Origin of the sequence: Phenylobacterium sp., from assembly GCF_036263695.1 — a bacterium.
Classification (GTDB): domain Bacteria; phylum Pseudomonadota; class Alphaproteobacteria; order Caulobacterales; family Caulobacteraceae; genus Phenylobacterium.
In genome coordinates this window covers 1-10,261 of sequence record NZ_DATAGM010000273.1, presented here as the reverse complement: position 1 = coordinate 10,261, position 10,261 = coordinate 1, and the positions used below count along the sequence as shown (strand labels likewise).

General features: G+C 69.8%; 11 protein-coding genes. 10 read left to right on the top strand and 1 reads right to left on the bottom strand.

The genetic code is table 11. From position 1 onward, the window contains the following. The coding region (locus tag VHK87_RS11045; protein WP_329634950.1) for a PAS domain-containing protein at nt 1–630 on the bottom strand (630 nt) is incomplete at its 3' end. Between the two features lie 139 nt (nt 631–769). Between VHK87_RS11045 and VHK87_RS11040 the strand changes: the two genes are divergently transcribed. From VHK87_RS11040 to VHK87_RS10995, 10 genes are all read left to right on the top strand, one after another. Beyond that, nucleotides 770–2,185: a sensor histidine kinase gene (locus VHK87_RS11040; RefSeq protein WP_329634949.1), complete on the top strand. Its 1,416-nt coding sequence runs from the start codon at nt 770–772 to the stop codon at nt 2,183–2,185. 85 nt (nt 2,186–2,270) lie between these two features. Next, the gene (gene pstC / locus VHK87_RS11035) at nt 2,271–3,533 is read left to right on the top strand and encodes a phosphate ABC transporter permease subunit PstC (RefSeq protein ID WP_329634948.1); all 1,263 of its coding nucleotides are present in this window, start codon (nt 2,271–2,273) and stop codon (nt 3,531–3,533) included. Further along, on the top strand, nt 3,526–4,824 hold the full coding sequence (gene pstA, locus VHK87_RS11030) for a phosphate ABC transporter permease PstA (protein ID WP_329634947.1): 1,299 nt from the start codon (nt 3,526–3,528) through the stop codon (nt 4,822–4,824). The genes pstC and pstA overlap by 8 nt, the downstream gene beginning before the upstream one ends. A 44-nt stretch (nt 4,825–4,868) precedes the next feature. Next, nucleotides 4,869–5,711 (top strand): phosphate ABC transporter ATP-binding protein PstB, encoded by an 843-nt coding sequence (gene pstB / locus VHK87_RS11025; protein ID WP_414694140.1) that lies wholly within the window; start codon nt 4,869–4,871, stop codon nt 5,709–5,711. 14 nt (nt 5,712–5,725) lie between these two features. Next, the gene (gene phoU / locus VHK87_RS11020) at nt 5,726–6,430 is read left to right on the top strand and encodes a phosphate signaling complex protein PhoU (protein ID WP_329634945.1); all 705 of its coding nucleotides are present in this window, start codon (nt 5,726–5,728) and stop codon (nt 6,428–6,430) included. Then, a complete protein-coding gene (gene phoB, locus VHK87_RS11015) occupies nt 6,427–7,116 on the top strand; it encodes a phosphate regulon transcriptional regulator PhoB (RefSeq protein ID WP_329634944.1) in 690 nt (229 codons plus the stop codon). The genes phoU and phoB overlap by 4 nt, the downstream gene beginning before the upstream one ends. 58 nt (nt 7,117–7,174) lie before the next feature. Continuing rightward, nucleotides 7,175–7,918 (top strand): class I SAM-dependent methyltransferase, encoded by a 744-nt coding sequence (locus VHK87_RS11010; RefSeq protein WP_329634943.1) that lies wholly within the window; start codon nt 7,175–7,177, stop codon nt 7,916–7,918. A gap of 50 nt (nt 7,919–7,968) precedes the next feature. Beyond that, nucleotides 7,969–8,427, top strand: a complete 459-nt coding sequence (locus VHK87_RS11005; RefSeq protein WP_329634942.1) for a VOC family protein — start codon at nt 7,969–7,971, stop codon at nt 8,425–8,427. A gap of 32 nt (nt 8,428–8,459) precedes the next feature. After that, entirely contained in the window at nt 8,460–9,734 is a 1,275-nt protein-coding gene (gene purD / locus VHK87_RS11000; protein ID WP_329634941.1) for a phosphoribosylamine--glycine ligase, read from the top strand. Between the two features lie 82 nt (nt 9,735–9,816). After that, the coding region (locus VHK87_RS10995; RefSeq protein WP_329634940.1) for a phosphotransferase at nt 9,817–10,261 on the top strand (445 nt) is incomplete at its 3' end.

Here is a 10,261-nt window from a genome sequence, read left to right as displayed (position 1 = left end):
GTGGACGGTCGCCACGGCGGTGACCCGCTCCAGGGTGCGGCGCAGGGCCGCCCGCGTGGTCTCCTCGCTGGTCCGGCGGCTCTGCAGCAGCAGCAGCGATGAGATGAGCTGCAGGTTGTTCTTCACCCGGTGGTCGACTTCGTGCAGCAGGGCGGTCTTCTCCTCGAGGGCCTGCTCGGCCCTGGCTTTCAGCTCCAGCTCGGCCTCGCGGTTGGCGGTGATGTCGCGCTGCGAGCCGAGGAAGAAGGCCACCTCGCCGGTCGCGTCCCGCACCGGACTGACCTGCAGGGCGTTCCAGAACCGGCTTCCGTCCTTGCGGTAGTTCAGAATCTCCACCGAGGCCGCGGCGCCCGACGCCAGCGCGCGCCGGATTTCCTCCACGGTTCCGGCGTCCGTCTCCGGTCCCTGTAGGAAGCGGCAGTTGCGGCCGACCACCTCGGGCTCCGCGTAGCCGGTCAGGGCCAGGAAGGCGGCGTTGGCGAACACGATCGGTTGATCGAATCGCTTGGCGTCGGCGATGACGATCGGCAGCTGCGCGCCGTTCACCGCCATGAGGATGGCCTCGTCGGCGAACGCGGACGCTGCGCCCGCGGCCGGCCAACTGCGCTCGGTTTCCTGCAGGATCGTCATCGCCGCCCTCCGCTGCTTCCCCGAGGGGCGCAACGTGGCGGGAAACCTCTGGTTCCTGCCTTGGTCCCCCCAGGCTGGGCGGCCGTTATGCTCCTGACACGGATGACGGGTTGGATGAAAGTCTGGCAGGAGATTCGCCGTGCCGATCCCGCATCCGCCTTCGCCGACCTGGCTCAGCCGCCCCGCGCGGCCGATCCTGGCTGCGGGCGCTGTGGGCGCCGTCTCGCTGGCGGCGCTGGCAGCGGCGGACTGGGCTGACCTGCGGGCGGCGGCGATGGCCATCGCGGTCGTCATGGTGGTCACCGGGCTGCTGGCCGGGGCGGTGGCGGGCCGGCGGGAGGAGGGGCCCGCCTCGTCCCTGCTGATCAACGCTTCGGCGGAGCGCGCGGCGCTGCCGTGGCTGCGGCTGCTCGACGCCCTGCCGGACCCGGTGCTGGTGGTCTCGGCGCGCGAGCCGGACGATCCGATCGGCAAGAAGTTCGTGCTGGTCAACGCCGCCGCCCGGGAGCTCCTGCGCATCCAGCGGGACGAGGGGCTCCTGGTCACCGTGCTGCGCGACCCGCATGTGCTCGGCGCCCTGGACGAGGCGCTGTTCCAAGGGCAAGGCGCGCAAGCCTCCTACGAGCCGGCCGGGAGCCAGGACCGCGTGCTGCGCGTCGCCGCCCGCCCGCTCGAGCCGGGGCCCGATGGCGCGCGGCTGGCGCTGCTGACCTTCCACGACGACACCGAACTCTACCGGATCGAACAGACGCGGGTCGACTTCCTGGCCAACGCCAGCCACGAGTTGCGTACGCCGCTGACCTCCCTGCGCGGCTTCATCGAGACCCTGCGCGGCCACGCCCGTGGCGACCCGGCCGCCCAAGATCGGTTCCTGGGCATCATGCAGGCCCAGGCGGAGCGGATGAGCCGGCTGATCGACGACCTGCTCAGCCTGAGCCGGATCGAGCTCAGCGAGCACGTTCCGCCGTCCGACACGGTGAACCTGGTCGAAGTCGCCCGCGATGTGGCCGACGCCCTGGCGCCCCAGGCCAAGGCGCGGGGCGTCAGGATCGAGGTCGACACGCCCGAGGCGCCCGCCCAGCTGACCGGCGATCACGACCAGCTGGTGCAGGTGGTCCAGAACCTGACCGACAACGCGCTGAAATACTCGCCGCAAGGCGGCGTGGTTCGCATCGCCGTGGAGTCCGGGCTGCCGGCCGAGGCCGCGGCGGGCCCGCGACGGAAGGACGCCCATCGCCTGCCGCTGCTCACCCCCGACCTTGGAATGGGCCCGTTCGTCGCGGTGACGGTGTCGGACCAGGGGCCGGGCATCGCGCGCGAGCACCTGCCCAGGCTCACCGAGCGCTTCTATCGGGTGGAGGGGCAGAAGAGCGGCGACCGCCTCGGCACCGGGCTGGGCCTGGCCATCGTCAAGCACATCCTCAACCGCCACTACGGCGGGCTGGTGGTGGAGAGCGCGCCGGGGCAGGGGACCGCGTTTAGCGCCTATCTGCCGATCCTGGAGCCCGCCGAGGCGGAGGTCCCGCCGATGCGGATTGCGACACAACTGTCATAGAACTGTCGCGTAGGAGGTCTATCGGGCGGGCCAAGGCCGGGCGGGACTCGCCGGCCGACCGGTTCAGAACGGACGCCCATCGCCCATGCCCATCTGGGTCGTACTGCTGGCCCTCGTCGCCCTCTCGGCCGGCAGCTTCTGGTTGGGCCGGCGCCGCATCGTGGCGGCGGTGGCGGGACGCCCGCCCGGGACGGCCCATTCGCTGCCGGGCTACTACGGCGCCTACGCCGCGCTGTGGGCCGTGGGCCCCGCGCTGATCCTGCTGGTCGCCGGCGGCGGGTTCGCCGGGCGGCTGCCCTTCGGCTGGGGCGGGCTGGTGGCGATCGCCGCCCTGGTCGCCATCGCCGGCGGGCTCTTCGCCTTCTCCAAGATTCGGCCTGAGCTTCGGGCGCGCAATCAGGTGGAGCGCTGGGTCGGCGGCGTGCTGATGGGCTGCGCCGTCGCCGCGGTCCTGACCACCATCGGCATCGTCGCCTCCTTGGTGTTCGAGAGCTGGCGCTTCTTCCAAGCGGTGCCGCCGTTGGAGTTCCTGTTCGGGACCCAGTGGAACCCGCAGATCGCCATGCGGGCCGACCAGTTCGCCTCCACCGGCGCCTTCGGGGCCGTGCCGCTGTTCGTCGGCACGTTCCTGATCATGCTGATCGCCATGGCCGTGGCCGCGCCCATCGGCCTGCTGTCGGCGATCTACCTTTCGGAGTACGCCAGCCGCGGGGTTCGCGGCGTGGTCAAGCCGCTGCTGGAGATCCTCGCCGGCGTGCCCACCGTCGTCTACGGCTTCTTCGCGGCCCTGACGGTGGGTCCGCTGTTTCGTGGCGGCTTCAACGCCCTGGGCGCTCAGCTGGTCGGCGGCCCGTTCGACGCCCTCGGCCAGCACCTGATGCAGGTGCAGAACCAGATGGCGTTGGTCGCCGGGGCGGTCATGGGGATCATGCTGATCCCCTTTGTCTCGTCGCTCTCGGACGACATCATCAACGCCGTGCCCCAGTCGCTGCGCGACGGCAGCCTGGCGATGGGGGCCACCCGCTCCGAGACCATCAAGAAGGTGGTGCTGCCCGCCGCCCTTCCCGGGGTGATGGCGGCCATGCTGCTGGCCGTCTCGCGCGCGATCGGCGAAACCATGATCGTGACGATGGCGGCCGGCCTGCAGGCCAAGATCACCGCCAACCCGCTCGACACGGTCACCACCGTGACCGTCCAGATCGTCACCCTCCTGACCGGCGACCAGGAGTTCGACAGCCCCAAGACCCTGTCGGCCTTCGGGCTGGGCCTGACCCTCTTCGCGGTGACGCTGGGGCTGAACATCATCGCCCTGCGCATCGTCCAGAAGTACCGGGAACAGTATGACTGACGCGGTCCTCCCCACGCCGGCGGCCACGCGCGGCCCGTCCGATGCGGCCGCCCGGCGGCTGAAGAAGCGCTACGCGGCCGAGCGCCGGTTCCGGTTCTACGGCCGGGCGGCGATCCTCATCGCTCTGAGCTTCCTGGCGGTCCTGCTCGGGCGGATCGTCATGCAGGGCTATTCGACTTTCGCCAGCTACGAGATGACGGTGCCGGTGCACCTCGACTCCAGCCGGATCGACCGCGCCGACCCCACGGGCGCCAACTACAACCTGATGGTCACCGACGCGATCATGGCCAGGCTGGGGGTCAAGGACGACGAGTTCGGCGTCACCTCGGCGAAGGTGATGGCGCTGATCTCCAACGACATGGGCTTCCAGCTGCTGGCCCAGGTCCGCGACGATCCCTCGCTGATCGGCAAGACGGTGACGATCACCGGCCCCGTCCGCGCCGACGCGGCGCTCTACTACAAGGGCCACGTCAGCCGCGACGCGCCGGAGGGCGAGCGCAAGCTCACCAACCAGCAGCTCGATTGGCTGGATGAGCTGAAGCGCCAGGGCATGGTCTCCAGCGGCTTCAACATCGACTTCCTGACGCGGTCCGACTCCACCGAGCCCGAACAGGCCGGCGTTTGGGGCGCGGTCGTCGGCTCGGCGATGATGCTGCTTGTGACCGCACTGCTGTCCATCCCCATCGGCGTGCTGGCGGCGGTCTACCTCGAGGAGTTCGCGCCGAAGACGCGCTGGACGGACCTGATCGAGGTCAACATCAACAACCTCGCGGCGGTGCCCTCGATCGTCTACGGCCTCTTGGGCCTGGCGGTGTTCATCAACTGGCTGGCGATCCCCAGGTCCTCGCCGCTGGTCGGCGGCCTGGTGCTGGCGCTGATGTCGCTGCCGACGGTGATCATCGCCACCCGCTCGGCTCTTAAGGCGGTGCCGCCCTCGATCCGCGAGGCGGCCCTGGGCGTCGGGGCCTCGCGCACACAAACGGTGTTCCACCACGTGCTGCCGCTGGCCATGCCCGGCGTGCTGACCGGCTCCATCCTGTCGCTGGCCCATGCGCTGGGCGAGACCGCGCCGCTGCTGATGATCGGCATGGTTTCCTTCGTGCCGGCCGCCCCCGACAGCTTCACCTCGGCCGCCACGGTGCTGCCGGTGCAGGTGTTCATCTGGGAAAACGCCTCCGAGCGGGCGTTCCACGAGCGCACGGCCGCGGCCATCATGGTGCTGCTCGTCTTCATGATCGTGATGAATCTGGCGGCCATTCTGCTGCGCCGCCGCTTCGAAAGGCGTTGGTGAGGCGTCCGATGTTCATGCGTCCCTTGTCCCGCCAGAGGTCCCCGATGCCACGCCAGCGCGATGACGCCGCCGGTCACCACACGCCGGGCGTCCACATCGCCGTCGACAAGCCCGCCGCCGGCGCGAACGGGCCGGTGAAGGTCTGCGCCCGCGACGTCAACGTCTTCTACGGCGACAAGCAGGCGCTGTTCGACGTGGCCCTCGACATCCCCGAGCGGGCGGTCACCGCCCTCATCGGCCCCTCCGGCTGCGGCAAGTCCACCTTCCTGCGCTGCATCAACCGGATGAACGACACCATCGCCGGCGCGAAGGTCCAGGGCCGGATCGAGATCGACGGCGAGGACGTCAATGACCGCGGCGTCGATCCGGTGCTGCTCCGCGCGCGGGTCGGCATGGTGTTCCAGAAGCCCAACCCCTTCCCAAAGACCATCTTCGAGAACGTCGCCTACGGCCCCCGCATCCACGGCCTGGCCACCAACAAGACCGAGCTGGCGGAGATCGTGGAGTCCTCGCTGCGCAAGGCGGGCCTGTGGGAAGAGGTCAAGGAGCGGCTTCACCAGCCCGGCACCGGCCTCTCCGGCGGTCAGCAGCAGCGGCTGGTCATCGCCCGCACCATCGCTGTCAGCCCCGAGGTGATCCTGATGGACGAGCCCTGCTCGGCCCTCGACCCGATCGCCACCGCAAGGATCGAGGAGCTGATCGACGAGCTGCGCAGCCAGTACTGCATCGTCATCGTGACCCACTCCATGGCCCAGGCCGCGCGGGTTTCGCAGAAGACGGCCTTCTTCCATCTGGGCAAGCTGGTGGAGGCCGGGGCGACCGACGAGATCTTCACCAATCCTCGGGACACTCGCACCCAGGACTACATCACCGGCCGGTTCGGTTAAGAAGGATGCCGGGCGTGAACGAACACATCGTCAAGTCCTTCGAGGACGAGCTGAACACCCTGGCCGCCGAGTGCGCGCGGATGGGCGGGCTGACCGAAGCCCAGGTGGCCGACGCCATCACCGCGGTGGTCAAGAAGAACGCCAAGTTGGCGTCCGACGTGGTGGGCCGCGACGACCGGCTGGACGTGCTCGAGGCCGAGATCGAGCGCAAGGCGATCCGGCTGATCGCCCTCCGCCAGCCGATGGCCAACGACCTGCGCCGGACCGTGGCGGCGATGAAGATCGCCTCCAACCTGGAGCGCTGCGGCGACCTGGCCAAGAACATCGCCAAGCGCAGCCTGGTCATCAAGGACGCCGGTCCGATGACCGCCCTGACCCGGCCGCTGGACCGCATGGGCAAGCTGGTGCTGGGCCGCCTCAAGGAGGTGCTCGACGCCTACACCGCCCTGGACATCGAGCGCGCCCGCGCCGTCTGGACGCGGGATGACGAGGTGGACGAGCACTACAACAGCCTGTTCCGCGAGCTGCTCACCTACATGATGGGAGATCCGCGCACGATCGAGCCCTGCGCCCACCTGCTGTTCGTCGCCAAGAACCTGGAACGGATCGGCGACCACGCAACCAACATCGCCGAGATCGTCCACTACGAGATCACGGGCGAGGAGATGCTCTCCGCGCGTCCGAAGACCGACGCCCTGGGACTGGAGGAGGCCCCATGACGCCGAATATCCTGGTGGTCGAGGACGAGGACGCCCTCGCCACGCTGCTCCACTACAACCTCGAGAAGGAGGGCTACGAAGTGGCCCTCGCGCCCGACGGCGAGGAGGCGATGACCCAGGTCAAGGAGCGCCTGCCGGACCTGGTCATCCTCGACTGGATGCTGCCCAAGGTGTCGGGCATCGAGGTCTGCCGCCGGTTGCGCGCCCGGCCCGAGACCCGCAACGTGCCCATCATCATGCTGACCGCCCGGGGCGAGGAGAGCGACCGCATCCGCGGCCTCGACACCGGCGCGGACGACTATGTGGTCAAGCCCTTCGCCATGAGCGAACTGTCGGCCCGCGTGCGCGCCGTGTTGCGCCGCCTGCGGCCGGGCCTCGCCGAGGACCGGGTACGCATCGGCGACATCACCATCGACCGGGTCGCCCACCGGGTGAAGCGCAACGGCAAGGAGGTCCACCTGGGCCCCACCGAGTTCCGCCTGCTCGACCACTTCATGCAGAACCCCGGCCGGGTGTTCTCCCGCGAGCAGTTGCTGGACGCCGTCTGGGGCTCCGACGTCTACGTCGAGGCCCGCACCGTCGACGTTCACGTCGGGCGCCTGCGTAAGGCGCTGAACCACGGGGAGGCGGCCGATCCCATTCGCACCGTGCGCTCGGCGGGCTACGCGCTGGACCTGGAGGGCTAGCGCAGGCTGCGCTGTAGATCGGCCGGTGCTAGCGTCGCCTCCCTCTGGAGGAGACGCCATGAAGATTTCCGTTCCTGCGCTCGTACTGGCGCTCGCGGCCGCGCCCGCCGCCTTCGCGCAAGCCGTCCCGGCCCACATCTCGGCCGCACTCGCTTCACCCGTGCGCACGGACGCGGACAAGCCGAGGGACGCCGCCCGCAAGCCGGGCGAGACCCTAGCGTTCGCCGACATCAGGCCTGGTGACAAGGTGGCCGACTTCATCATCGGCGGCGGCTATTTCACCCGCATCCTGTCCGCTGCGGTGGGGCCGAATGGCCGCGTGATCGCCTACCAGCCCGAAGAATTCGTGGCGTACCAGTCCAGCTACGGTGAGGCCCTCGACGCCGCCGCCAAGCTGCCGAACGTCACTGCCCTACGGTCGTCTTTCGCGAAGCTGGACCTGCCGGACGGGCTCGACGCCATAGTCACGGTGCAGAACTACCACGACCTCCATCTGAAGCACTTCCCGGCCGATACGGCCAAGACCGTCAACGCGGAGCTCTTCCGCTCCCTCAAACCTGGCGGCGTCCTCCTGGTGGTCGACCACGAAGCGGCGGCGGGCTCGGGCTTGGAGGTCGCGCACACGCTGCACAGGATTGACCCCGCCATCGTGAAGCGGGAGCTTGAGGCGGCCGGCTTCAAGCTCGAAGCCGAGGACAACCAGCTGCTAGATCAGCGGTCGGACCCGAAGACCGCCAACGTCTTCGACGCCGCCATCCGTGGCAAGACCGACCAGTTCGTGCTGCGGTTCCGGAAGCCCTAGGCGGCCCGCGCGACATCATGCTGTTCGCCCAAATGTGCTAGGCGTTCTGCATGCTCAGCCTCGACCACGTCGTCTTCCCGGTGCGCGATGCCGGCGCGACGCTGGGGTTCTACCGGGACCTGCTCGGCCTGCCGCTGACTGGCCAGATGAGCGGCGAGGACTGGGACGGCTACCGGTACCTGATGATGTTCTTCGGACTCGGCGGCGGGGCCGAGCTGGTGTGCGTGGCGCTGAGGGGCGCGCCGGAGGCCCCGGTGGACGCCCGGCCCAAGGACGCCCGCCACTACGCCTTCTGCGCCGCGAGCGCCGAGGCCTACGCCGGCTGGAAACGCAAGCTGGCCGAAGCGGACGTCGCCTCCTGGGAGGAGCTGCACGGGGACCAGCACTCCCTCTACTTCGAGGACCCGGACGGCATCGTGCTGGAGATCACCTGGCCGCCGAGCCGCCCGGCCGAGGGCGAGGACCCGGTCGCGGTGACCGAGGTCATGCGCTGGCTGGCCACGGCTTGACCGGCCGCCCCTAAGCGGGCGAAACGCGCGCCATGAACATCCTGCTGGTCGGGTCCGGGGGCCGTGAGCACGCCCTCGCCTGGAAAATCGCCGCCTCGCCCAAGCTGACCCGCCTGGTCGCCGCGCCCGGCAATCCCGGCATGGCCAAATGCTGCGAGGTCCGGCCGGTCGGCGCGACTGACGTTCCCGCCCTCGTGGCGCTGGCGAAGGAGATCGCGGCGGACCTGATCGTCATCGGCCCGGAGTCTTCGGTGGCGGCCGGCGTGGCTGACGCCATGGAGGCGGCGGGCTTCCCCTGCTTCGGGCCGACCGCAGCGGCGGGCCGGCTGGAGTCCTCCAAGGCCTTCACCAAAGGCTTCTGCGACCGCCACAACCTGCCGACCGGCCGCTACCGGATCTGCGAGGATGCACCGACCGCCAAGGCCGCGCTCACCGACTTCACTGCGCCTTACGTGGTCAAGGCCGACGGCCTCGCCGCCGGCAAGGGCGTGGTCGTCGCCGAGACCCGGGCCGACGCCGAGGCGGCCATCGACGACGCCCTCGGCGGCCGGTTCGGCGCGGCCGGGGCGCGGGTGGTCATCGAGGAGTATCTCGATGGCGAGATCGGCTCCCTCTTCGCCCTCTGCGACGGCAAGAACGTCGCCCTGATCGGCGAGGCCCAGGACCACAAGCGCGCCTTCGACGGCGAGCAGGGACCTAACACCGGCGGCATGGGCACCTACTCGCCGGCGCCGGTCTTCACCCCCGAGGTGATCGAGCAGGTCCGGCAACAGTTGGTGGAGCCCACCTTCGCCGGCATCGCCGCCGAGGGCGCGCCCTACCGCGGCGTGCTGTTCGTCGAGCTGATGGTCACCCGCGATGGTCCCAAGCTGATCGAGTTCAACGTCCGCTTCGGCGACCCGGAGTGCCAGGTGCTGATGCTGCGGCTCGAGGGCGACATCGTCGCCTACCTGGAAGCCTGCGCGAACGGCACGCTGGACCAGCTGCCGCCGCCCACCTTCCGCAACGAGGCGGCGGTCTGCGTGGTGATGGCCGCCGACGGTTATCCGGAGAGCCCGCTCACCGGCTCCATCATCCGCGGCGCCGACCAGCACTTCGGCGACGACGTCTTCGTCTTCCACGCCGGCACGAAGCAGGATTCGGACGGCGCTTTGCGGGCGGCCGGCGGGCGGGTGCTGAACGTCTGCGCCCGGGGGGCCTCGCTGCAGGACGCCCTGTCGAAGGCCTACGCGGCCGTCGACCGCATCGACTGGCCCGGCGGCTTCTTCCGCCGCGACATCGGCTGGCGCGCGCTGGAGCGGGGGTGACCCGCCCACTTTCGCCGTTGCCGCCGCCCTAGCAGGGTCGGTATGGTCGCGCCGAACAAGCGTTAGAAAAAGGGAGCCGCCCATGGCCGTCGTCGACGCCGCCGAACAGCAGCGCGAGCAGCTGAACACCGGCACGAAAGAGGTCGCGGAGTCCCACAAGTTCGACGAGGCCGCGCTCGAACGCTGGATGAAGGCCAACGTGGACGGCTACGCCGGCCCGCTGGAGGTGCGCCAGTTCAAGGGCGGCCAGTCCAACCCGACCTATCAGCTCGTCACCCCGACCAAGAAGTACGTCATGCGGCGCAAGCCGCCGGGCAAGCTGCTGCCCTCGGCCCACGCCGTCGACCGCGAATACAAGGTGATCACCGCGCTCGGCACGACCGGCTTCCCGGTGGCCCGCACCTACGGCCTGTGCACGGACGACAGCGTCATCGGCACCATGTTCTACGTGATGGACATGGTGGAGGGCCGGATCCTCTGGGACCAGAGCCTTCCCCAATACGAGCCGGCCGAGCGGCGCGCCATCT

Coding starts and splice junctions, on each gene's coding strand:
- pstC (WP_329634948.1), top strand. CDS start 2,271: ATGCCCATCTGGGTCGTACTGCTGGCCCTCGTCGCCCTCTCGGCCGGC.
- pstA (WP_329634947.1), top strand. CDS start 3,526: ATGACTGACGCGGTCCTCCCCACGCCGGCGGCCACGCGCGGCCCGTCC.
- pstB (WP_414694140.1), top strand. CDS start 4,869: ATGCCACGCCAGCGCGATGACGCCGCCGGTCACCACACGCCGGGCGTC.
- phoB (WP_329634944.1), top strand. CDS start 6,427: ATGACGCCGAATATCCTGGTGGTCGAGGACGAGGACGCCCTCGCCACG.
- VHK87_RS11010 (WP_329634943.1), top strand. CDS start 7,175: ATGAAGATTTCCGTTCCTGCGCTCGTACTGGCGCTCGCGGCCGCGCCC.
- VHK87_RS11005 (WP_329634942.1), top strand. CDS start 7,969: ATGCTCAGCCTCGACCACGTCGTCTTCCCGGTGCGCGATGCCGGCGCG.
- purD (WP_329634941.1), top strand. CDS start 8,460: ATGAACATCCTGCTGGTCGGGTCCGGGGGCCGTGAGCACGCCCTCGCC.